Origin of the sequence: Roseovarius sp. BRH_c41, assembly GCF_000961715.1 — a bacterium.
Taxonomy (GTDB): domain Bacteria; phylum Pseudomonadota; class Alphaproteobacteria; order Rhodobacterales; family Rhodobacteraceae; genus Roseovarius.
In genome coordinates, this window is record NZ_LADY01000065.1 from 175178 (window position 1) to 197840 (window position 22663).

Annotated in this window: 25 protein-coding genes; 12 read left to right on the forward strand and 13 right to left on the reverse strand. The window is 62.1% G+C overall.

Features of this window, described 5'->3' with window-relative positions:
• Positions 1 to 199: 199 nt before the first annotated feature.
• The 5 genes from VR71_RS22480 to VR71_RS22500 all read right to left on the reverse strand — a co-directional run bounded on the left by VR71_RS22480 (position 200) and on the right by VR71_RS22500 (position 4353).
• Positions 200 to 1333, reverse strand: a complete 1134-nt coding sequence (locus VR71_RS22480) for an acyl-CoA dehydrogenase family protein (protein ID WP_045686571.1) — start codon at positions 1331 to 1333, stop codon at positions 200 to 202.
• A gap of 25 nt (positions 1334 to 1358) precedes the next feature.
• Positions 1359 to 1571 carry a hypothetical protein gene (locus VR71_RS22485; protein ID WP_009817109.1) on the reverse strand — a complete coding sequence of 71 codons (213 nt, stop codon included), beginning with the start codon at positions 1569 to 1571 and terminating at the stop codon, positions 1359 to 1361.
• 27 nt (positions 1572 to 1598) lie between these two features.
• Positions 1599 to 3377, reverse strand: a complete 1779-nt coding sequence (locus tag VR71_RS22490) for an acyl-CoA dehydrogenase C-terminal domain-containing protein (protein WP_045686572.1) — start codon at positions 3375 to 3377, stop codon at positions 1599 to 1601.
• A gap of 34 nt (positions 3378 to 3411) precedes the next feature.
• On the reverse strand, positions 3412 to 3813 hold the full coding sequence (locus VR71_RS22495) for a MerR family DNA-binding transcriptional regulator (RefSeq protein WP_045686573.1): 402 nt from the start codon (positions 3811 to 3813) through the stop codon (positions 3412 to 3414).
• A 171-nt stretch (positions 3814 to 3984) separates the two neighbouring features.
• On the reverse strand, positions 3985 to 4353 hold the full coding sequence (locus VR71_RS22500; RefSeq protein ID WP_009817106.1) for a MerR family DNA-binding transcriptional regulator: 369 nt from the start codon (positions 4351 to 4353) through the stop codon (positions 3985 to 3987).
• A 119-nt stretch (positions 4354 to 4472) separates the two neighbouring features.
• On the opposite strand from VR71_RS22500, the gene VR71_RS22505 reads away from it, so the two are divergent.
• From VR71_RS22505 to VR71_RS22530, 6 genes are all read left to right on the forward strand, one after another.
• Positions 4473 to 4895 (forward strand): PaaI family thioesterase, encoded by a 423-nt coding sequence (locus VR71_RS22505; protein WP_009817105.1) that lies wholly within the window; start codon positions 4473 to 4475, stop codon positions 4893 to 4895.
• Positions 4895 to 5404 carry a PaaI family thioesterase gene (locus VR71_RS22510; protein WP_009817104.1) on the forward strand — a complete coding sequence of 170 codons (510 nt, stop codon included), beginning with the start codon at positions 4895 to 4897 and terminating at the stop codon, positions 5402 to 5404. The genes VR71_RS22505 and VR71_RS22510 overlap by 1 nt, the downstream gene beginning before the upstream one ends.
• Positions 5397 to 6713, forward strand: a complete 1317-nt coding sequence (locus VR71_RS22515) for an MATE family efflux transporter (RefSeq protein WP_045686574.1) — start codon at positions 5397 to 5399, stop codon at positions 6711 to 6713. Before VR71_RS22510 ends, VR71_RS22515 begins: the two co-directional genes overlap by 8 nt.
• Before the next feature lie 92 nt (positions 6714 to 6805).
• A complete protein-coding gene (gene arfB / locus VR71_RS22520; protein WP_040651213.1) occupies positions 6806 to 7228 on the forward strand; it encodes an alternative ribosome rescue aminoacyl-tRNA hydrolase ArfB in 423 nt (140 codons plus the stop codon).
• A 94-nt stretch (positions 7229 to 7322) separates the two neighbouring features.
• Positions 7323 to 8444 carry a beta-ketoacyl-ACP synthase III gene (locus VR71_RS22525; protein ID WP_045686575.1) on the forward strand — a complete coding sequence of 374 codons (1122 nt, stop codon included), beginning with the start codon at positions 7323 to 7325 and terminating at the stop codon, positions 8442 to 8444.
• 112 nt (positions 8445 to 8556) lie between these two features.
• Positions 8557 to 9015, forward strand: coding sequence for a phage regulatory CII family protein (locus VR71_RS22530; protein WP_045686576.1), 459 nt, complete (start codon positions 8557 to 8559; stop codon positions 9013 to 9015).
• A gap of 16 nt (positions 9016 to 9031) precedes the next feature.
• Here the strand turns inward: VR71_RS22530 and VR71_RS22535 are convergent, their stop codons facing one another.
• Entirely contained in the window at positions 9032 to 9607 is a 576-nt protein-coding gene (locus VR71_RS22535) for a HupE/UreJ family protein (protein ID WP_045686577.1), read from the reverse strand.
• Positions 9608 to 9746: 139 nt separating this feature from the next.
• On the reverse strand, positions 9747 to 11144 hold the full coding sequence (locus tag VR71_RS22540) for an aminotransferase class III-fold pyridoxal phosphate-dependent enzyme (protein ID WP_045686578.1): 1398 nt from the start codon (positions 11142 to 11144) through the stop codon (positions 9747 to 9749).
• Between the two features lie 427 nt (positions 11145 to 11571).
• On the opposite strand from VR71_RS22540, the gene VR71_RS22545 reads away from it, so the two are divergent.
• The 3 genes from VR71_RS22545 (at position 11572) to VR71_RS22555 (ending at position 14728) form a co-directional block, all read left to right on the forward strand.
• Entirely contained in the window at positions 11572 to 12570 is a 999-nt protein-coding gene (locus tag VR71_RS22545; RefSeq protein ID WP_009817096.1) for an ABC transporter substrate-binding protein, read from the forward strand.
• An 86-nt stretch (positions 12571 to 12656) separates the two neighbouring features.
• The gene (locus VR71_RS22550; RefSeq protein WP_045686579.1) at positions 12657 to 13466 is read left to right on the forward strand and encodes a taurine ABC transporter ATP-binding protein; all 810 of its coding nucleotides are present in this window, start codon (positions 12657 to 12659) and stop codon (positions 13464 to 13466) included.
• The gene (locus VR71_RS22555; RefSeq protein WP_045686580.1) at positions 13463 to 14728 is read left to right on the forward strand and encodes an ABC transporter permease; all 1266 of its coding nucleotides are present in this window, start codon (positions 13463 to 13465) and stop codon (positions 14726 to 14728) included. Before VR71_RS22550 ends, VR71_RS22555 begins: the two co-directional genes overlap by 4 nt.
• Before the next feature lie 50 nt (positions 14729 to 14778).
• On the opposite strand, the gene trxB is transcribed toward VR71_RS22555, so the two are convergent.
• Positions 14779 to 15723 carry a thioredoxin-disulfide reductase gene (gene trxB / locus VR71_RS22560; protein WP_045686581.1) on the reverse strand — a complete coding sequence of 315 codons (945 nt, stop codon included), beginning with the start codon at positions 15721 to 15723 and terminating at the stop codon, positions 14779 to 14781.
• Positions 15724 to 15920: 197 nt separating this feature from the next.
• Between trxB and VR71_RS22565 the strand changes: the two genes are divergently transcribed.
• Complete coding sequence (locus VR71_RS22565; protein ID WP_009817092.1) at positions 15921 to 16421, forward strand: Lrp/AsnC family transcriptional regulator; 501 nt, start codon at positions 15921 to 15923, stop codon at positions 16419 to 16421.
• Between the two features lie 2 nt (positions 16422 to 16423).
• Here the strand turns inward: VR71_RS22565 and VR71_RS22570 are convergent, their stop codons facing one another.
• Positions 16424 to 17188: a Hint domain-containing protein gene (locus VR71_RS22570; RefSeq protein ID WP_009817091.1), complete on the reverse strand. Its 765-nt coding sequence runs from the start codon at positions 17186 to 17188 to the stop codon at positions 16424 to 16426.
• A gap of 386 nt (positions 17189 to 17574) precedes the next feature.
• Between VR71_RS22570 and VR71_RS22575 the strand changes: the two genes are divergently transcribed.
• Together VR71_RS22575 and VR71_RS22580 are read left to right on the forward strand one after the other, a co-directional pair.
• The gene (locus VR71_RS22575; protein ID WP_296430769.1) at positions 17575 to 18021 is read left to right on the forward strand and encodes a hypothetical protein; all 447 of its coding nucleotides are present in this window, start codon (positions 17575 to 17577) and stop codon (positions 18019 to 18021) included.
• Between the two features lie 306 nt (positions 18022 to 18327).
• Complete coding sequence (locus tag VR71_RS22580) at positions 18328 to 19452, forward strand: alpha-amylase (RefSeq protein WP_045686583.1); 1125 nt, start codon at positions 18328 to 18330, stop codon at positions 19450 to 19452.
• 17 nt (positions 19453 to 19469) lie between these two features.
• On the opposite strand, the gene VR71_RS22585 is transcribed toward VR71_RS22580, so the two are convergent.
• From VR71_RS22585 to VR71_RS22600, 4 genes are all read right to left on the reverse strand, one after another.
• Complete coding sequence (locus tag VR71_RS22585; RefSeq protein WP_045686584.1) at positions 19470 to 20582, reverse strand: alpha-hydroxy acid oxidase; 1113 nt, start codon at positions 20580 to 20582, stop codon at positions 19470 to 19472.
• 9 nt (positions 20583 to 20591) lie between these two features.
• Positions 20592 to 20996 carry a universal stress protein gene (locus VR71_RS22590; protein WP_045686585.1) on the reverse strand — a complete coding sequence of 135 codons (405 nt, stop codon included), beginning with the start codon at positions 20994 to 20996 and terminating at the stop codon, positions 20592 to 20594.
• Between the two features lie 15 nt (positions 20997 to 21011).
• A complete protein-coding gene (locus VR71_RS22595) occupies positions 21012 to 21995 on the reverse strand; it encodes an alcohol dehydrogenase catalytic domain-containing protein (RefSeq protein WP_045686586.1) in 984 nt (327 codons plus the stop codon).
• Positions 21992 to 22663 (reverse strand): SDR family oxidoreductase (locus tag VR71_RS22600; protein ID WP_045686602.1); only part of this gene is annotated, 672 nt, incomplete at its 5' end. The genes VR71_RS22600 and VR71_RS22595, both read right to left, overlap by 4 nt.

Consider the following 22663-nt stretch of genomic DNA (forward strand, 5'->3'; position numbering starts at 1 on the left):
GCTTGATCGGCGATGCGGTACAGGCTGGAGAGCCGATGACCGCGCAAGGTGAAGCCCTGTTCCGGTGACTGATGCCAAATGGCCTGCGCGCCGGGCAGGGTGCACCTGCGCTTTTCATCTTGCCGCAAATACTCCACGGGGGTCCGGGGGTGTGAGACCCCCGGTTCCGACCCTGCACTGCGGACCACCGCTCCGACCCTCACAGCGCCCTCGCGATCAGCTCTTTCATGATCTCGTTGGTGCCGCCATAGATGCGCTGCACCCGGGCATCGGCCCACATCTCGGCGATGTCATATTCCTGCATATAGCCATAGCCGCCATGCAGTTGCAGGCAGTCATCCAGCACCTCGCCTTGGCTGTCGGTCAGCCAGTATTTCGCCATCGCAGCCTTTTCCACGCTGAGGTCGCCGCGCATGTGTTCCGTGATGCACGCATCGAGAAAGGCGCGGCAGACGGCGGTTTTGGTCTGGCATTCCGCCAGTTTGAAGCGGGTGTTCTGGAACTGCAGGATCGGGCCGCCAAAGGCCTGACGTTCCTTACAATAGGTGATGGTGCGTTCTACCGCGCCCTCCATCGCGCCCTGCGCGCCGCAGGCGATGATCAGACGTTCTTGCGGCAGTTGCTGCATCATCTGATAAAAGCCGCGCCCCTCTTCGCCGCCGAGAATGTTCTCGGGCGGGATTTCGATATTGTCGAAGAAAAGCTCCGAGGTATCGCCCGCGTGCATCCCGACCTTTTCGAGATTGCGCCCGCGTGTGAACCCCTGCGCGGCCTCTGTTTCCACAACCACCAAGGAGATGCCCTTGGCCCCTTCCTTGGGGTCGGTCTTGGCCGCAACGATGATCAACTCGGCGTGCTGACCGTTGGTGATAAAGGTCTTTTGTCCCGAAAGACGATAGGCGTTGCCGTCGCGCACGGCGCGGGTCTTGATGCCCTGCACATCCGACCCGGCGGCGGGCTCGGTCATGGCGAGCGCGCCGACCATCTCGCCCGAGACCATCTTGGGCAGCCATTTCCGTTTTTGCGCCTCAGACCCATAGGCGAGGATATAATGTGCGACGATACCGGAATGAATGGGATTGCCCCAGCTTGCCAAATTGGCGCGCCCCTGTTCCATGCAGATCACGGCCTCATGACCGAAATCGCCGCCTGCGCCGCCATATTCCTCGGGGATGGAGGGGCAGAGCAGGCCCAGGGCACCCGCCTCAAGCCAGCAGTCGCGGTCCATGATGCCCGCCTTGCGCCAGCGGGCGAAATGCGGCCGCCATTCATCGGTGATGAACTTGGCGGTCATGTCCGAGAGCATCTGATGCTCGTCTGTCATCCACGTCATGGCCGGGCCTCCCTTCCCCGCGGTTTCAGCGTTTGCGCGCGTCCAACTCTGAATTGAAGAGCCTAAGGCGATGCGCAAAGGTTTCTTCGTTGATCACGCTGTCGAAATTCTCGAAGAGAAAGGACAGCGCCTCGCCCTCATCCAGCCCCGAGTCCTGCGCAAAGCGGCGCAGGCGGCGGTAGCCATCCTCGGTCATCGCCGCGTTGAAGCGGCGCGTGAGGCGAAAGCGTTTCGGCATCTGTCCCTCCTCCCTTGTGGTCTCGCCTCAGAACGCCTCGGCCTCGAGCGCCATGACGGTATCCGCGCCGCTCTCGATACGTGCCAGATGCAGGGCGGTCGCGGGTAGGCGACGCTTCATGTAGAAGCGACCCGTTGCCAGCTTGGTCTTGTAGAACGCCTCATCTGAAGTGCCCGCCTCCAGCGCCGCATGGGCCGATTTCGCCATCCGTGCCCACATCAGCCCCAGGCAGACATGACCAAAGAGGTGCATGAAGTCATAGGAGCCGGACAGCGCCGCGTTGGGGTTCTTCATCCCGTTCTGCATGAAGAACATGGCCGAGGCTTGCAGGTCCTTGGAGGCCGCTTTGAGCGGATCGAGGAAATCGGACTTAAGCGCGTCGTTGCCCTCGTTTTCCTTGAGGAAGGTTTTGACCAGATCGAAGAAGGCCATGACATGCTTGCCGCCATCCTGTGCCAGCTTGCGGCCGACTAGATCGAGCGCCTGCACGCCGTTGGCGCCTTCGTAGATCATGGCGATGCGGGCGTCGCGGGTGAATTGCGACATGCCCCATTCCTCGATATAGCCATGCCCGCCGTAGACCTGCTGCGCCAGCACGGTCATGTCATAGCCTTCGTCGGTGAGAAAGCCCTTGATCACCGGCGTCATCAGCGAAATCAGCCCCTCGGCGGCGGCGTCATCGCCGCGATGCGAGCGGTCGATGAGTTCCGCACCCCAGAGCATGAAGGCGCGCGCGCCCTCGATAAAGCTCTTTTGATCCATCAGCGAGCGGCGGATGTCGGGATGCACGATCAACGGGTCAGCGGGGCCGTTGGGGTTTTCCGCGCCGGTCACGGCGCGGCCCTGAAGCCGGTCCTTGGCATAGGCGAGCGCGTTCTGATAGGCGACCTCGGCCTGTGCCAGCCCTTGCATGCCCACACCGATCCGGGCCTCGTTCATCATGGTGAACATGGCGCGCATGCCCTTGTGCTCTTCGCCCAAGAGCCAGCCGGTGGCCCCGTCATAGTTCATCACGCAGGTGGAATTGCCGTGAATGCCCATTTTCTCTTCAATCTTGCCGCAGGTCACGCCATTGCGGTCGCCAAGGCTGCCATCCTCCTTGACGATGAACTTGGGCACGATGAAGAGCGACACGCCTTTGATCCCTTCGGGGCCACCGGGGATTTTGGCCAGCACCAGATGGATGATGTTGTCGGCCATGTCATGCTCGCCGGACGAGATAAAGATCTTCTGTCCGGTGATCTTGTAGCTGCCGTCGCCCTGCGGTTCGGCCTTGGTCCGCATAAGGCCCAGATCGGTGCCGCAATGCGGTTCGGTCAGGTTCATGGTGCCGGTCCAGTCGCAATTGGCCATTTTCGGCAAATAGGTGGCCTTTTGATCCTCTGTGCCATGCACAAGGATTGCAGAGGCTGCGCCGTGGGTCAGCCCCTGATACATGGTAAAGGCCTGATTGGCGGCCGAGAACATCTCGCCCACTGCCGTGCCGAGAACATAGGGCATGTATTGCCCGCCGAATTCTTCGGGAAGATCGAGCGCGGTCCAGCCGCCGGCTTTCATCTGCTCAAAGGCCTCTTTGAAGCCCTTGGGCGTGCGCACCACGCCGTTTTCCAAGACGCAACCCTCGGTATCGCCCACGGCGTTGAGCGGCATCAGCACCTCGGAGGCAATCTTGCCCGCCTCTTCCAGAACGGCCTTGGTAAAGTCAGGCTCGAGCTCGGCATAGCCGGGCGTTGTCTGTTCGGACACGTTCAGAACCTCGTGCAGCACGAATTGCATGTCACGGGTGGGGGCGGTGTAGCTTGGCATATGTCTCTCTCCCTAAAACAGGTGCCGGACCGGATTACTCGGCGGCTTTTTGGCTGGTCTTGATCGAGGCCAGCATACGCTCGCCCCATGTCATCTGTTCGCGCAGCTCAGAGATTGCAGCCTCCAGCTCGTCGCGCTGTTTCTCCATTTCGGCCAGACGCGTCCGCGCCACAGCATAGGCGCAAGCAATCTGGCTGTGTTGCTGATCCCCCTTGTCGTAGAGATCGAGCAACTGTCGCAGGTCTTCAAGGCTGAACCCGAAACGCTTGCCGCGTTGGATCAGTTTCAGCCGGGCCCGGTCGCGCCGGGTAAAGAGCCGCTTTTGCCCGACCCGTCGGGGCGAGAGCAGCTCCTTGGCCTCGTAGAAGCGCAGTGTGCGCGGCGTTACCTCGAACACGTCGCACATCTGGCGGATTGTCATCATATCGTCGGTCATTGGTTTACCCATATCAGAGCACATTTACCGACAATCTGCGGATCATGGGCCATGGTTACAACAGCCAGGCGGCTTTACGTAACCGCTACGTCGCGTCACTTTGAAGTTGACGTAAGATAAGGCAAGGTAAGCGCGTCCCGTGGGAAATTTTCTTTCCCTTGCGTCAGCCTTTCAGGACAGGCTGGACGCGGTGTCGTCACGCAACTTCTTCAATTCGGCCATCGCGTCGTCAATTTGACGACGCTGTTCGGCCAGTTCTGCAAGCTGCCGGTCAGCTAGGGCAATCCAGCTCTGCATCTGCGCAGTCGTGCCCTCTTTCTCGTAAATGAGAAGCCATTGCCGAATCTCTTCCAGCGCAAAGCCGAATTTGCGGCCGCGCAGGATCAGGGTCATGCGCGCGCATTCGCGCGGGCCGTACCAGCGTGCCCGCCCGTCACGTTCAGGCTGCAACAGTTCGATGTATTCGTAATATCGCAGGGTGCGCGGCGTGACATCATATGTCGCGCACATTTCCTTGAAGGACAGTTTTTTATCCGACATGGGCAGGCCCCCTCGCTCTCTTGACGTTAGGACCAAGATGCGGCCCATGCAACCGGTGCTCTTGCAGCTTGTGCGGATTAGGGATCATAAAGGGCGCATCACGATCCGCGGGGAATAGCATGACCGACGCAAGGACCAAGATCGCACAGCAATTCATGCAGGCCCTACCGCATGCCCGCGCGCTTGGGATGCGGTTGGTGACGATGGGCGACGGTGAGGCCGAGATCGAGATGGATTACGATCCACGCTTTGTCGGCGACCCCGAGACCGGGGTTATTCACGGCGGTGCGGTTTCGGCGTTGATGGATACCTGTTGCGGGGCGGCGGCGATGAGCCATCCGGCCTCGCCCGGCGGCACGGCGACGATTGATCTGCGCATCGACTATATGCGTCCGGCGACGCCGGGGCAGCGGGTCCGCGCGCATGCGGAATGCTATCATATCACGCGTTCTGTGGCGTTTGTTCGGGCGCGCGCGATGGATGACGACGACGCGCGGCCTGTGGCCACGGCCACCGGCACCTTTACCGTGGAGGGCAAATGATGGCCCGCGCCCGCCCCGAGCCTGTGCAGGTGGTCAAACAGCGGCGTGACGCGGCGCTCAAGGCGCTGGTCGAGGGGGTGCCCTATATCGGCTTTCTCGGGGTGCAGTTTGATCGGCGCGGCGATGAGTTGACGGCCTTGATGCCGTTTGCGGACAAGCTGATCGGCAATCCGATGCTGCCCGCGCTACATGGCGGGGCGACGGCAGCGTTTTTAGAGATCACGGCAATCATTGGTTTGAGCTGGGGTATGCTCTGGGAAGAGATTGAAAGCGGCGCGTTCGATCCTGAGACGGTGGTCGGGGGCAAGCTGCCGAGATTACCTAAAACCATTGATTTTACAGTGGATTATCTGCGCTCTGGCCTGCCGCGCGATGCCTATGCGCGGGCGCAGGTCAACCGCTCTGGCCGCCGCTATGCCTCTGTGCATGTCGAGGCGTGGCAGGACAATCGCAGCCGTCCGTTTGCCCAAGCCACGGGGCATTTCCTGATGCCGCGTCGCGATGGCTGAGGTCGCGCGGGCGGTCACGCATGCCCGTGTCCTGAAAATCGCCCTTCCCATTGTAATTTCCAACGCCACAGTGCCGATCCTTGGCGCGGTGGATACTGGCGTCGTGGGACAGTTGGGGACCGCCGCGCCGATTGGCGCGGTGGGCATCGGCGCGGTCATAATTACCGGAATTTATTGGCTTTTCGGCTTTTTGCGGATGGGCACCACGGGCCTGACCAGTCAGGCGCAGGGGGCAGGACAAGTGGGCGAGGTGGCCGCGCTATTGACGCGCGCGCTGATGATCGGATTCGCAGGCGGGCTGGCATTGATCATCCTGCAAGTCCCTGTTTTCTGGGCCGCTTTTCAGCTTTCACCGGCGAGCGAAGAGGTCGAGGGCCTTGCGCGGCAGTATATGGCGATCCGGGTCTGGAGCGCACCGGCGATGATTGCGCTGTTCGGCATGACCGGATGGCTCATCGCGCAAGAGCGCACGCGGGCGGTTTTGCTTTTGCAACTGGTGATGAACGGAATAAATATCCTTTTGGATCTGTGGTTTGTGCTGGGGCTCGACTGGGGTGTCGCCGGTGTTGCACGGGCGACGGTGATCGCCGAATGGGGCGGTCTGATGCTTGGGTTCTGGTTCTGCCGCGATGCGTTTGCGGTGTCAGCGTGGTGTGACTGGCCACGGGTATTTGACCGGGAACGGCTGAAGAACATGGCCTCGGTCAATGGCGACATCCTGCTCAGGTCATTGATGTTGCAGATTATTTTCATCTCGTTCCTGTTCTGGGGCAGCGATTTTGGCGATGTCACGCTGGCGGCAAATCAGGTGCTTTTGCAGTTCCTGAGTATCACCTCGCATGCGTTGGACGGGTTCGCCTTTGCCGCCGAGGCGCTGGTGGGCCGGGCGTTTGGGGCGCGCTCTGTTGCGCATCTGCGGCGGGGGGCGCTCTTGACGAGTGTCTGGGGCTTGGTCGTCTGTGTGGCCCTCGCGGTCGTTTTTGCCAGCTTTGGCGGGGCGTTGATTGACCTGATGGCCAAGGCACCGGAGGTGCAGCAAGAGGCTCGTAACTATCTGATTTATATGGCGCTTGCGCCAATTCTTGGGCTGGCTTCCTATATGCTTGATGGGGTCTTTATCGGCGCCACGCGCACCCGCGACATGCGCAACATGATGGCGCTGAGCCTCTTGGTCTATGTCGGTGCGGCACTGTTGCTCGCTCCCACAATGGGCAATCACGGGCTATGGCTGGCGCTCTTGATCAGTTTCGTGGCGCGGGGCGTCACGCTGGGTCTGCGCTATCCCGCGCTGGAGCGGGCGGCGGCCTAGTGTACAGGATGTCCATTGTGGACGCGGGTTGTGTACAGGTTCGCAATCCCGCCGGGATGCTGTATCAAGGGCAGAGTTTTGAGGCCGGAACCATGCTGCATATCACCGATCAGATCGCCATCGAGGACTGGGAATTGACCGAGCAGTTCATGCGCGCCTCGGGGCCGGGTGGGCAGAACGTCAACAAGGTGTCGAGTGCTGTCGAATTGCGGTTCGAGGCCGAGCGCTCGCCCAACCTGCCCGCGCCGGTCAAGACGCGGCTAAGGCGACTGGCCGGGCGGCGCTGGACCAAGGAGGGGGCGGTCGTGCTGCAATGCGATGAGACCCGCAGCCAGACCCGTAATCGGGAAATCGTGCGGGACCGTCTGGCCGATCTCATTCGCCAAGCCTCGGTCGCGCCCAAACGGCGCGTGGCGACCAAACCGACGCTGGGATCGAAGAAACGCCGCCTTGCTGCCAAGAAGCAGCGCGGCGAGGTCAAGGCGCTGCGCGGTCAGGTGGAGGGCGAGGACTGAGCCTAAGGGCGACAGTGCTAGAACCGGCGCGACGTTGGGCTTGACCCGGCGGCGGGACTAAGGTGATCTGATCAAATCTTTGAGGAGAACAAGAATGGGTTTGCCCGCAATCACGGGAACGGGGGTGTTCACACCGTCCGAGGTGATCACCAACGAGGAACTGGTCGCCACCTTTAACGCCTATGCCGAGGCCTTCAACACGCGCCATGCTTCAGAGATTGCGGCGGGTGAGATCGAGGCCAAGGGCATGTCCTCGCCGGAATTCATTCTCAGCGCGTCGGGGATCGAGCAGCGGCATGTGATGGACAAGGCGGGCGTGCTGAACCCCGAGGTGATGCATCCGCTGTTGCGGCAACGCCGGGATGACGAGCCGGGGATCATGGCGGAAATGGCGATGGAGGCCTGTGCGCAGGCCCTCGCACAAGCAGGGCGCGCGGCGTCGGAGGTCGATCTGATCATCTGCGCTGCCTCGAACCACGAGCGGCCCTATCCGGCGATTGCGATCGAGATTCAACAGCTTTTGGGAGCGGGTGGCTTTGCCTTTGACATGAATGTCGCCTGTTCCTCGGCTACATTCGGGATTCAGGCCGCCGCCGACATGATCCGGGGCGGATCGGCCAAGCGGGCGCTGGTGGTCAGCCCCGAGATTTGTTCGGGGCATCTGGAATGGCGCGACCGCGACTGTCATTTCATCTTTGGCGATGTCTGCACCGCCGTGCTGATCGAGGCGGCGGACGAGGCCAAGGGGCCGCATTTCGTGATCCGCTCGACCCGCTGTGCGACGCAGTTTTCCAACAATATCCGCAATAACAACGGGTTTCTGCGCCGCACGCGTCCCGATGGTCTGGTGGATCGGCGGGATATGCAGTTCGTGCAGGAGGGGCGCAAGGTGTTCAAGGAGGTGTTGCCGATGGTCTCGGCGCATATTCTGGGGCATCTCGCAGAGGAAGGTGTCGCGCCGGATGATCTGCGGCGGCTGTGGCTGCATCAGGCGAACAAGGCGATGAATGATTTTATCGGGCGCAAGGTACTGGGACGGGTGCCTGAGCCGGAGGAACAGCCCAATATCCTACAGGATTACGCCAATACATCCTCTGCCGGGTCGATCATTGCCTTTTCCAAGTATTCCGAGGATCTGCAATCGGGAGAGCGGGGGCTGATCTGTTCCTTTGGGGCGGGCTATTCGGTGGGATCGGTTCTGGTCGAGCGCCGCTGAGGCGCCGCGCAAACCCTTGGATCAAATTGGAAATGACATCGTACCGCAAAGTCAGTAAGGGAAAATCAAGCAAGGGTAGCCCCCGGGACAGGGGCTGAGTTGGGGAAAGCGTATGTCGACGACGGGAAGTTACCTGAAAAAGCACACCGAAGCGCTGGTCAAGGATGTGGGCATCGAAGCGGCCTGTCAGTTGACGGGCAAATCCAAGGCCACGCTGGGGCGCTATTACTCCGACCATGAGGAACATGCCGACCGGTTTATGCCCGTCGATTCCGTGGCGGCGCTTGAGGCTGCTGCCAGCTATCCGCATGTGACGAGCGCGCTGGCGGAATTGGGCGGTGTCAGTCTGAGCCTGATCGCAGAGCGGCGCAACGCGCAGGAGCGGGCCAATGTGAACAGCGACGTGATCGCGCTGTCACAGCGGTTTGCTCTGCTGATGGCCGAGTATCAGCAGAGCATCGCGGATGGCAGGATCACGGTCAATGAGGCCAAGCGGCTCTTGCGCGAGACGACGCAGTTGCAGCAGGTGCTGATCGAGATGAAGCTGCATCTTGAGGTCGAAGTGTCCTGAGACAGGTGCGTCCCGGTCAGCCGAAGGCGATATAGGCCCCGGCGAGCGCTGTGGCGCCGCCCATCAGGCGCAGCGGCAGAACGCTGGCATTGCGCGTTTCGCGCGCCGCGGCAAAGGCGATGAGCAATCCCGCAGCATGCAGGAGCGCCGTGGCGATGGCAAAGCCCGCGCCGAATTTCAGCGCCTGCGCCTGTCCCAGTTCACCGCCATGGGCGTGGCCGTGAAAGAGCGCGAAAAGGGCCACGAGTGCCATGGCCAGCCCCGGCGCGGGGCGCAGGGCGAGCGCCACGACAAGGCCAAGCGCCATGATCGAGGTTAGAATCATCGGTTCGACCATCGGCAGGGGCAGGCCGACCAGAGCCGCGAGAAACCCTGTGATCATGGCAAGGACAAAGGCGCTTGGCACGGTCCAGAGGGCGCGGCCCCCGATTTGCGCCGCCCAGAGGCCAACGGCGATCATGGCCAGCACGTGATCGAGGCCGAAGAGCGGATGCGTGACCCCGGCGAGGAAAGAGCCGTATTCGCCCTCGGGCAGATGCGCCGCGGCGGGGCTGGCGGCGAGGATCAGGAGGGCGGTGAAGCTACGTTTCATATGGGGTTCCTTTTTGGGTCAACCGGCGCCTCGGGGTGAGTCGCGCCTGAGCAGCAAGATGCAGCGCACAGGGAGGTGGCGCAACAAAAAACCCGGCACGCGGGTGCATGCCGGGTCAGGTGGGGAAATCCCTGTGGGATCAGCCAAAGACGCGGGTCAGGGCCGCATCGGTGGCGGAAATCAGGTGGTTGATGTCATCCTTGGTGGCAATCAGCGCGGGCGAATAGCACAGCGTGTTGTTGAAACCGGGGATCGAGCGGTTGGTGGCACCGATGATGACGCCCTGCGCCATGCAATCGGCGACGACGGCCTGAACCTGCTTTTCCGGGGCAGGCTCTTTGCTGGCGCGGTCGCTGACCAGTTCGGCCCCGAGAAACAGCCCCTTGCCGCGCACATCGCCGATGACCGCGTGCTTGTCCTTGAGCGCGCGCAATTGGTCGAGCATGTAGTCGCCCATGGCGACGGTGTTGCCCAAGAGATCCTCTTCCTCGATGATCGCCATGTTTTCCAGCGCTGCCGCTGGACCGGCGGTGCAGCCGCCAAAGGTCGAGATGTCGCGGAAATAGTTCATCGGATCGGTGGTGTCGTCCTTGAACATGTCGAACACGCGTTCGTTGGTCACACAGCAGGCGATGGCGGCATAGCCGGAGGCGACACCCTTGGCCATGGTCACGAAATCGGGCTCGACCCCGTAATGCTGATAGCCGAACCATGTGCCGGTACGCCCGATGCCGCAGACAACCTCGTCGATATGCAGGAGGATGTCGTATTTGCGGCAAATCTCCTGCACGCGGGGCCAGTAGCCGACGGGCGGAACGATGACGCCGCCACCGGCGGTCACAGGCTCCAGGCAGAGCGCGCCAATGGTGTCGGGGCCTTCGGCCAAGATCACCTCTTCGATCGCGTTGGCGGCGGCGATGCCGTAGTCCTCGCCCTCCAGATCCCATTGCGCGCGATATTCAAGGCAATGCGGCACCCGCACGAAACCGGGGGTGTAGGGGCCATATTGCGCGTTGCGCTCGTCCTGACCGCCCGCCGAGAGACAGGCGATGGTGGTGCCGTGATAGTCGCGGTCGCGGTAGAGGATCTTGTGCTTCTTGCCCCCATACCGCTTGTGGGCGATCTGGCGGACCATCTTGAAGGCCTTTTCATTCGCCTCGGAGCCCGAGTTTGTATAGTAAACCCGGCTCATCCCCGGCATTTTCGAGATCAGCTTCTCGGAAAACAGCGCGCCCGGAATCGACCCGGCAGAACCAGCGAAATAGGGCAGTTTGATCAACTGGTCACGCACCGCGTTGGCGATGCGCTCGCGCCCGTAGCCGACGTTGACGGTCCAGACGCCGCCCGACACGCCGTCGAGATGCTCTTTGCCCTTTTGGTCCCAGACGCGCATGCCGCGCCCCTCGACGATGATACGCGGATCGGCCTTGGGGTCAGTGCCGCCCCATGGCGAGTGCTGAATCAGGTGATGCCAGACATGCGCGCGGTCGGCCTCGACCACGTGGGAAATGTCGTTGTCGCGAAGTTTGCCGTCCATGGCGATGCTCCATCAGGTTGAGGCCCGGCGCGGGGCGCGGGCCGTCTATGTATATCACGGGTTGTCCTGATCCCATATCAGCCGAGAATCTGAGCGTTTCGTTAGGGCCAGAAGACACCATTAAATAGGTCCAGAACACCCCGCCGCCGCGTGAGTCAAGCTGTAACTCTCTGGCAGATTTGGGTTTTTCATCCAAGGGGGTCTGAGGGGCATCTGTTTCAGGCTATCCGAAAACCTCTTTTCGGAAATACTGAAATGATCTTAGGTCTGCTATAATTGCGTTGATCGGTGCCTGTGGATCGGGTTCACTCTGGGCTGTTGCCTGTTCCGGGGTGCGTGTGACCCACAAGGCCCGAACGCAGGAGAAACCCGCCGAAACGTGCGGTGTGAAACAGAAAAACGACTGTAACCAACGGGAGAAAACAAGATGACACTGAAAAGCAAACTGATGTCGGCGGTGGCTGGAGCGGCCTTTCTGGCGGGGGCCGGAGCGGCGCAGGCGCAGGAAATCACCGTCGCCTATTTCCTCGAATGGCCGATGCCGTTCCAATATGCCAAGGAAATGGGCACCTATGACAAGGAAATGGGTGTCAAGGTCAACTGGCGCGCCTTTGACACCGGCACCGCGATGAGTGCCGCAATGGCGAGCGGAGATGTGCATCTTTCGGTGAGCCAAGGTGTTCCGCCCTTTGTGGTGGCCACCAGTGCCGGACAGGATTTGCAGACCCTCGACGTGGCTGTGAGCTATGCCGACAATGACAACTGCGTCGTCGCCTCGGCGCTGGAAATCGACAAGACCAATGCGGGCGAGCTGGCCGGCAAGAAGGTCGCCGTGCCGCTGGGGACAGCCGCGCATTACGGGTTCCTCAAGCAGATGACCCATTTCGGCGTGGATATTTCCAGTATGGAGGTGGTCAACATGGCACCGCCCGAGGGGGCTGCCGCAATCGCGCAGGGCGCGGTTGACATGTTCTGTGGCTGGGGTGGGTCGCTGCGCCGGGCCAAGGAGCATGGCAACGTGCTGCTGACCGGAGCAGAAAAGGAAGAGCTGGGCATTCTGGTGTTTGACGTGACATCCGGCCCGGCGGCCTTTGTCGCGGAAAATCCCGATCTGGTGGCCAAGTTCCTGAAGGTGACAGCAGATGCCAACGCGATGTGGGCCGACCCGGCCAATCGCGATGAAATGCTGCCCATCATTGCCAAGGACAGCGGTATGGATGTCGACGCCACCGCGGCGACGATTGACACCTTTGTGTTCCCCTCTGCCGAAGAACAGTTGACTGCCAAATGGCTGGGCGGCGGCGCGCAGGAGTTCATGAAGGGCGTGGCTGAGGTGTTCGTCGAGGCAGGCAGCATCGATTCGGCGCTGGCCACCTATGAAAGCAACGTCAACACCGGCCCGTTGGCTGCCGCTAACGGCATGTAATCCCGTCCACGGACTGAATGAGGCCCGCCCCGCAAGTATCGGGCGGGCCTCTGCCCAACAAACCCAAACAACAACAGGGGGTGGGGATGTCGACACTTTCCATCGATAACATCTCGATGCGGTTCGATTTGCCGAATGGTGGCCATGTGCAGGCGTTGCAGAATGTCTCGCTTGAGATCAAGACAGGCGAGCTGATGAGCGTGCTGGGGCCGTCGGGCTGTGGCAAGACAACGCTTCTCAACATCCTCGCCGGGTTTCTGGCACCGACGGAGGGGCAGATCACGTTGAACGGCCACCGCGTCACCGGCCCGGATGCCGAGCGCGGCATGGTGTTTCAGCAAGGTGCGCTGTTCGAGTGGATGAGCGTGCGTGACAATGTGAGCTTTGGTCCGCGTATGGCGGGCAAGCGCGAAAAGGAATGGCGCGGCACGGTGGATCATCTGCTCGATGTCGTGGGCCTGCGCGATTTCAAGGAAAAGGCCGTGTATGAGCTTTCGGGTGGGATGCAGCAGCGCGTCGCACTGGCGCGCTGTCTGGCGAATGATCCCGATGTCATTCTGATGGACGAGCCGCTGGGTGCGCTGGATGCGCTGACGCGCGAAAAGATGCAAGGCTTGGTTCTGAAGCTCTGGAAAGAGACCGGCAAGACCATCATCCTGATCACCCATTCGGTGGAAGAGGCGCTGCTCTTGGGCGAGCGGTTGTTGGTGATGGCACCGCGGCCGGGGCGCGTTCACAAGGAGTACCGCCTGCCCTTTGCTGATACCGGGGCAGGCAAGGATTTGCGTGAGGTCAAGAAAGACCCGGAGTTTAGCGCCAAGCGAGAGGAAATCCTGACGATGATCTGGGACATGGAAGAAGAGATCATGGGTCGGACCGAGGAGGCGGGCGTATGATCATTCTCCTTCTCTATGTGGCGATTTTCACCGGCGCGTTCTTTGCCGTGCGCTTTGGCGTGCGCAAGTTCCGGCAAATGAACGATTACACCTCGCTCAAGACGGTGACATTCGGCGATGAGAGCGCGGTGCGCCCGGATCGCTGGGCCTCTGTGATTTCGGTGGTGACGATATTCCTGCTCTGGGGGGCGTTTACCGGTAGCAAATGGGTGCCTCTGCATGCGCCGGGGCCGTTTGTGGGCGATACCGAGTTCACCTATACGCTGGAGGGGCCGGACGGCACGCGCGACGATGCGACGGTGACTGTGCGGGTCTTTAAGATCGGCGAGACAGTGGAAACGCCAGTGGTCGACCCCGGCGACGGCATTGCCAAGAACGATGTGTTGACGGTGGGTGCGTGGCGGTCGCAGCTCTTGTTGATGGACAAGAATGACGAGGTGACGCGCGATCAGGGCGCCAAGGTGGTCGCGATTGATGGTAAGCCCGTGAGCGATGGCCAGACCGTTGATGTGGCCGCTGGCACCGTCGCCGTGACCGCCAAGGGGTCGCTGAATTTTGCGCCTGCCAAGGGCATGCAGATGGAACCGATCTGGTTGCCGCCGCCAGAAGCGGTGGTGTCGCGCCTGATCGAGGTGTCGAAACAAGGCTATCAGAATTTCACCCTCTGGGAGCATCTCTATTGGTCGCTGTTCCGGGTGATCGTGGGCTTTGCGCTGGGCGCGCTGGTGGGGATACCGCTGGGCTATGCCATGGGGCTGAGTGACTGGTTTCGCGGCTGGTTCGATCCGATCGTCGAGTTTATGCGACCGGTGCCGCCGCTGGCCCTGATCCCGCTGGTGATCATCTGGGCAGGCATTGGCGAGAGCGGCAAGATCATCCTGCTGTTCCTCGCGGCGCTCTGGATCATGACCATTTCGGCGCGTGCAGGCGTATCCGGCGTGGCGATTTCCAAGGTGCATGCGGCCTATTCGCTGGGCGCGTCAAAATGGCAATTGATGCGGCATGTGATCGTGCCCAATTCCCTGCCGGAGATTTTCACCGGCGCGCGTGTCGCGATGGGGGTCTGTTGGGGCACGGTGGTGGCCGCCGAACTGGTGGCTGCGGAAAAGGGCGCGGGCATGATGATCATGGTCGCGAGCCGCTTTCAGCTCACGGATATCGTGCTGATGGGGATCATCCTGATCGGGATCATCGGCTATGGCATCGACATCCTGATGCGCAAGGCCGAGACATGGCTGGTGCCGTGGAAGGGCCGTGTGTGAGGGCTGCGCGGCGGCGCTATGGCCACGATGCCGCGCAGCAAAACCTAAACTCAGCCCTCGTGTTCTGCCAGCCAGCGTTCGGCATCAAGCGCGGCCATGCAGCCCATGCCCGCTGATGTGACCGCCTGACGGTAGACGTGATCGGTCAGATCACCGGCGGCAAAAACGCCTGGGACAGAGGTGCGGGTGCTGCCCGGCGTGACCTTGACATAGCCGCCGTTGTGCAATTCGAGCCTGTCCTTGACCAACTCGCTTGCGGGCGCATGGCCGATGGCGATGAACACGCCCTTGCAGGGGATTTCCGTGATCGCGCCGGTGTCGACATGGCGGACGCGCACGCCCTCGACGCCCTTGGGATTGTCTGTGCCGATGACCTCATCCAGCGTGTGAAACCACAGGGTTTCGATCTTGGGGTTCTTCATCAGCCGGTCTTGCAGGATCTTTTCGGCGCGCAGTTCGTCGCGGCGATGAATGAGCGTGACCTTGGAGGCGAAATTGGTGAGGAACAGCGCCTCTTCCACTGCCGTATTGCCACCGCCAATGACGACGATTTCCTGTCCGCGATAGAAAAACCCGTCGCAGGTGGCGCAGGCCGAGACGCCAAATCCCTTGAACGCCTCTTCCGATGGCAGACCCAGCCATTTGGCGCGCGCGCCGGTGGCAAGGATCACGGCATCGGCGGTATAGGTGGTGCCGCTGTCGCCCTTTGCCACGAAAGGCCGGACATCAAGATCGAGTGAGGAAATAATGTCACCGATGATTTCACAGCCCATGGCCTTGGCATGCGCCTCCATCCGGACCATCAGGTCAGGGCCTTGCACCTCGGTATCGCCGGGCCAGTTTTCGACCTCGGTCGTCGTGGTCAACTGACCGCCCGGCTCGATCCCCTGCACCAAAATGGGCGAGAGCATGGCGCGGCTGGCATAGACGCCCGCAGTATAGCCAGCGGGGCCGGAGCCAATGATCAGGCATTTGGTGTGACGGGTGTCGGACATGGAGTTCTCTCTGATGTGATCTGCGGATTTGGCGCATGATATAGCCCTCTGCTGCGGGGCATGTAACCCCTTGCAGGGCGGATATGCACAGGCGTGATAGGGTGCATTCGAGAAATGATCTTGCGCAGCTGCGAAACATAATTGCGCATGCGGACCGCAATGCTATAACAATCGCGAAATCCAACAAGGAGTGAACCATGGCCACGTCCCGTCTTGATCCAATTGATCGCAAGATTCTGGCGGAGTTGCAGGCCGATGGCCGGATGACCAATGTGGAACTGGCCAAGCGGGTTGGTATCTCGGCGCCGCCCTGTCTGCGCCGGGTGCGCACGCTCGAGGAACAGGGGTTTATTCGTGGCTATCATGCCGATGTGGACCCGCGCGAATTGGGGTTCGAGGTGCAGGTGTTTGCCATGGTGGGCCTGCAAAGTCAGGCCGAGGCCGATCTGAGCGCCTTTGAGGCGCGGTGCCGGGCCTGGCCACTGGTGCGCGAGTGTCACATGCTGAATGGGGAGGTGGATTTCATTCTGAAATGCGTGGCCCCTGACCTCAGCACCTTTCAACGCTTTTTGACCGAGGAATTGACGGCGGCGGATAACGTTGCCAGCGTCAAGACCTCGCTCGTCATTCGCGGTGCCAAAGATGAGCCCGGCGTGCCGTTTGAAATCCTTGAGGCGCGGCTGAGCCAGTCGGCCTGAGATCAGGCGACGTTCAGCGTATCGGGCGCATCCAGCGGCAGACGCAGATGCGCCAGCGGGCCGAACTGATGCGGTTCGTGGATATGCGGGAAGAACGAGAGAAAGAGGTTGAGCATGCTCGGCCCCACTTCGCGTTCGAAACCGGCACCGGGGTGAAAGCTCTCGACCTCCAGACCGTTCGCGGTGATGAGCGCATGCCGCCGGAGGCAGATGTGGTAGAGTGTCACCGCGCACGGCGGCGTCACACGAAACGCATGCATCCCATCGGCCATCGCATGCGCCGGGCTGAGGACATGATCAGAGCCGATGCTGGCGCGCAGATTGCGCGGTCGTGTCAGAATGCGCGCACCGGGACCAGCCAGAAAATCCGCCATCGGGCGCGCGATGCCAAAGGCATCCGCCATGATCCGGGTCAGTTTGACAGAGCGCTCTGCGATGTCTTGGGGCCGCAGCGTGATCTGACCAATCCAGATCACGGGCAGCGGCCCATGCGCCGCCGTGTCCACGAGATCGCCGGGCAACAGATCCTCGATTGCGACCGGGCCGCGTGTCGTGGTGATCAGCGTGCCGCGCGCAAAGGCAGAATGCGCCGCATCAAACAGCGGCAGCGCCGGGGCCATATGTTCGCGTTCCGCAATCCGGCCATCGGTCGTAAGCCACAGGTTTGTGTAGCGCCGCAGCGGCAGGCGCTCAGGCTCTGGTGTCGCCGACAGGCGGCGCACAGGTGTGGAATAGGCGGCGTTGGCCGTCAGGCGGGGAATCGTCATCGCTGTGTCACCTCGAACATCAAGGATGTCACAACCGCGTCGGCCCCCACCGACAACGACAGATGGACATTATCTGTTTATGTTATGGGCGGAATATGCGGTCGCTACGCTCTTTGCGTCAAGTTTTGGGGGGAATTGTTCGCGGGATGCGTCGAGTTGTGCCGATTGCGCGGGATTGTTCTCGCAGCGGTAGGGAACCTTGCCACAATCACGAAAGCCTATGGCGAATCATCTGCGTTCCTCAAGCACCAGCTTGACGGATCGGCAAGGCGAGCAGTATCGTATTTTTGGAATATATCCGTTGCTCGAAAATTGTTGAGTCGCGGGGGAATCAAACGGTTTTCAAACAGTGGCGCGCGCCGATGGCGAGCCGGGTATTGGTGGCGATGACATTCAGACGCTTATGGCGCGGATTGAGGGGAGTTGGCCTTGGGCCCGCGCTTCTTATTCTGTTGGTAAGCGTCCGGGTTGCCACCGCAGCGGCCGTCGATTGCCAGCACGAATTGGCGGTTGCCTCTCGCTCTCATCTCCATGTGCAAGAGCAGATCAAGCTCGAGGCTGCCGCGCTTGGCGGTGAGTTGTGTCTGGTCGAAGACCATCCCGCTGCGCTGACCACGCCCGCCGCTGAGGCCGCGCATGACGGCCCGCATCTGAACACGCCCTGTCCGTTCTTCAAGTCGCAGGTTGCGCTGACGGATCTGGCGATTGCGCCCGTGGCGCGGGATCTGAGTTTTTCGCGTGTCGTCCGCGTTTATGGCGATATGCGCGCAGCGGTGGGTGACCTGCCCACCGGGTACAGTCCGCGCGCGCCGCCCCCGGTGGCCCTGGGATAGCTGGCATGCGTGCCACCGGGCCTACCCGTGCGCCTCGCCGTTGATCGGCAAGGGGCCACTCCAGCGGGATCTTCGGTGACAGGGATACTCTCCTCGCATGATCGTTTCGCCATGCTTACCGCCATTCGGGCCGTCTCCAGCGGGCCAGATGGCGGGACAGCCCGAAGGATCAGGCCCCGCGTGGCCCATGCCAGCCTCACTTGGCTACTGTGTGACCAAATTTTCAACTGATTGATATCGTGACGCCAGAGGGCCCGATTTTCGCCCCGTGTCCGACTGTCGAAACCAATAAAAGAGACCAAGAACATGACACAGGTTTTCCTGCGTGCCGGTGCATTTTGCGCCGTGCTTTCGTTATGCCTTTCGACCACGCCAGGATCGGCGCATGACAATGCCGTGCCCAAGGACGGGTTGCGCGTCAGCGTGACCGATCTGCCGCCGCTGCGCGCCGATGGCCATGCGCCTATCGGCGTTATGGGCGAGCACCGCCACAAGACCGGCGAGGTGATGCTGTCCTATCGCTTTATGCATATGGACATGGAGGGTTATCGCAGCGGCACCAACGGGCTCAGCCCCGAACAGGTGGCCGTAACGCCCAACGCGTTCTTTGGCCTGCCGGGCCAACCGCCCAATATCCGCATCGTGCCCACCAGCATGACCATGGATATGCATATGTTCGGCGCGATGTATGCGCCGAATGACCGGATCACCCTGATGGCAATGCTGCCCTATGTAATCAAGAACATGGATCACATCACCTTTGCCGGGCCTGCGGGGACCGTGCGGCTGGGCACGTTCAACACCCAATCCGAGGGCTGGGGCGATCTCAAGATCTCTGCGCTCTACGGGCTTGGGACTTGGGGCGCTCACAAGCTGCACCTGAATTTCGGCGTGAGCCTGCCCACCGGGTCCACGACAGAGCGTGCAACGGCCCTTACGCCGACCGGGGCGCTCATGAACATGCGCATGCCTTACGGGATGCAACTTGGCTCTGGCACCGTCGATCTCTTGCCGGGGATCACCTATAGCGCGCGGTCGGGCAACACCGGCTGGGGCGCGCAGCTGACCGGGGTGGTGCGCACCGGCAAGAACAACGGCTATCACCTGGGCAATGAGGTGGCGCTGACCTCATGGGGCAGCTATCAGCCCAAGCCCTGGATCAGTCTGTCAGGCCGGATCGAGGCCAAGAGCGTCGGCGACATCAGCGGGCGCGATTCCCGCATGGTCGGTCCCTCGCCCACCCTCAACCCGGACAACTATGGTGGCGAGACGGTGACGCTGTTTGCCGGGGTCAACCTTGTGGCACAGAAGGGCGCGTTGCGCGGGCATCGTGTTGCGCTCGAGATCGGCGCGCCGGTCTATCAGGATTTGAACGGCCTTCAGCTTGAGACCGATTGGACCACGACACTGGGCTGGCAATACGCCTTTTGACCAAGCTGGCGCGTGGCTCAGGCCGCGCGCCGCAGGCTGTCGGACAGTTCCGACATATCCGTGCGACCGAGTTGCGCCAGTGTCAGGCTGAGTTCCTCGGTCATAACGTCCCAGAGCCGGTGCAGGCCGCGCTCGCCCCCCGCCGCCATCGCATAGAGCAGAGGCCGCCCGAGAAAGGCGAAATTCGCGCCCATGGCATGCGCCTTGACGATATCCTCGCCTGACCGCAGGCCGGAATCAAAAAAGAGCGGATAATCGGGGCCAAGGGCTGCGCGTATCTCGGCCAGCATCAGGATGGGCAGCGGCGCGCCATCGAGCTGTCGCCCGCCATGGCTAGAAACCTGAATGGCATCTACGCCCGCGTCGCGCAGACGCACGGCGTCCTCGACATCCAGCACGCCCTTGATCACCAGCGTGCCGGGCCAAGCCGCGCGCAGCCGGTCGAGATAAGACCAATCCGCCGCCGCCCGGCTGGCTGTGCGGTCAAATCCTCCCTGCCGGAAATTCGCCATTTCAGGTTTTCCATGCAACAGCGTGCCCAGCGACCAGCGCGGATGCAGCGCGAAATCGACGAATTGCCGGGGACCGATTTTGAACGGCATCTTGAAGCCGTGCCGCAATTCGCGCGGGCGGCGGCCCACTTCGGGCACATCGAGCGTGACAACAAGGGTCTGATAGCCTGCTGCGCGGGCGCGCTCGACCAACGCCATGGTGCCGCTGCCATCGCCGCTGAAATAGAGCTGAAACCATGCGTGGCCCTCGGCCACCTCGATCATCTGTTCGAGCGGAGTCGAGGCGACGGTCGAGACGCCCAAAGGCACGCGATCCCGCGCCGCCAACCGCGCCAGCATAAGATCCGCGCCCGGCGTGCTGAGATTGCACATGCCCATCGGCGTGATGCCAAAGGGCACACGCGCAGGATGCCCGAACACATCGAGCGAAAGGTCGCGTTTGGTCACGTCGCACAGGACGCGGGGTTTTAGCCGCAGATCGCGCAGGGCGGCGCGGTTCAGCGCCTCGCCATGCCCCTCACCCGCCGCGCCGTCGATATAGTCAAACACCATCCACGGCAGACGCCGCCGCGCCAGACGGCGGGCATCCTCGGCGGAATGGATGGCATCGGCCCCCATGCGCGTGCCCTAGCGCAGCACATGCACGGCGCAGGGCGCGTGCCGGACCACCCGCGCCGCTGTGGACCCCAAGAGGAAATCGCTGAGCCCCGGTTTGTGCGAGCCGACGATGATGCAATCCGCGCCGTTCTTTTCCGCGTAATCGGTGATCGCGCGCCCGGAGTGGCCGCTCAGCATGACCGGCGTCACATCGGGTGCATCGGCCACCCGCTCGGCCAAGAGCGCCTGTGCGCGGTTATAGGCGCCCTCGATCACCTCTTCATCAAGATAGGCGCGCACAGAGCCTTGGACCGGCTCATAGGCATGCAGCGCGATGATCTCGCCGCCTTTGGCGCGCAGGGCGCGGGCGATTTCCAAGGCGCTCTCGCTGATCCCGTGTTCCAGCGACAGGCCGACAATGATTTTGCGATACATCTCACAAGCTCCTTTTTAGGGCACAAGAACGATCTTGGGGCTGGTCACGCGACCGGCGCGAATATCGGCAAAGGCGCGCGCACCGTCACTCAGCGCCCGTTCCTCAATCCAGTCGAGTGCGCCAAGGCGCCCGTCGAACATCGCCTGCGCGCAGTCGCGGAAATCCTGCGCTGTATAGGTATACGTGCCGATAAAGGTGATTTCTTGCAGCGTCATACGCCGGATATCGAGGCCGCCGGTGGGTTGGCCAAGGCCGATATGCACGATCACGCCACCGGGGCGGGCATGGGCAGAGGCCTGCGCGCGCGTGGCCTCAAACCCCACGCCATCGACCACGAGGTCGAATTGCTCAGCGGGGTCGAGCGCGTCAGGGGCCATCACCACCTGATCGCAACGCAGTTCGAGGAAGGCGCGGCGTGCGGCGTGCGGTTCGACCATCGTCACATCAGGAATGCCCTGAGCGGCAAGGCTGAGGGCCGCGCCCAGACCAATCGCGCCACCGCCCAGCACAAGCGCCCGGTGCGGGGCATCGCCCAGCGCCGCCCGGCCCAGCCGCACCGCGTGCCAACCGCAGGCGATGGGTTCGGCCAAGGACGCCTGATGCGTGGTGACATGATCGGGCAGAGGCACGAGATTGCCCTCTGGCATGGACAGAAGCCCGGCAAAGGCGCCTTCGCGCGGGGGCATGGAAATGATCTGACGGGTGCTGCACAGGTTGTCGCGCCCCGACCGACAAGCGGGACAGGTGCCGCATGTGACCAGCGGATTGACCGTCACACGCTGGCCCTGCATCGCGCCACTGAGCACCACGCCCGCCGCCTCATGCCCCAGAACCAGTGGGGCGGGGCGGCGTTCATCATGGCCCAGATAGGCGTGCATGTCCGAGCCACAGATGCCGACGCTCTGGACGCGGATCAGCGCCTCGCCATTGCGCGGGACGGGGTCCGCCATGTCACGGTAGTCGAGCCCCTCGGGTCCGGTATACACAAGCGCCTTCATCTCGCGGTAAATCCTCCGTCCAGCATCATGATTTGCCCGGTGACGTAATTCGACGCCTCGGAGCAGAAAAATAGCAGCGGGCCGTCCATATCCTCGGGTTCGCCATTGCGCCCGATGCAGGTCTGCGCCGCGTTGCGCGCCGCGCGTTCGGGATCGTCGAACACCGGGGCTGTCAGTTCCGTGCGCACGAAGCCGGGGGCCAGCGCATTGACGTTGATGCCGTGGCGCGACCATGCCTCGGCCATGGCGCGGGTCATTTGCGCCACGCCGCCCTTGCTCGCGCCGTAAGCAATGCCACCGGGAAAGGCGCGAAAGGATTGCAACGAGGCGAAATTGACGATCCGTCCCCAGCCCTTGTTCCGCATCGCGGGCACAAGATGCTGGCTCAGGAAAAACGGCGCGGTGAGGTTGAGCGAGAGGGTTACATCCCAGCCTTCGGACGTCACCTCATCCGCCGCCTGCCGCGTGTTGATCCCTGCGGCATGCACCACGATGTCGGGCGCACCAAAGGGCTCTGCCGCGCGCCGGGCGAGATCCGCAAGGCTATCGCGATCCGCCAGATCATGCGCGATCACCGCGCCGCTTTCGCCGACCTCCGCTTGCCAGCCCGCCAACGCATCGGCGCGGCGGGCCACGCCCACCACGCGCGCGCCGCGCATCGCCAGAAC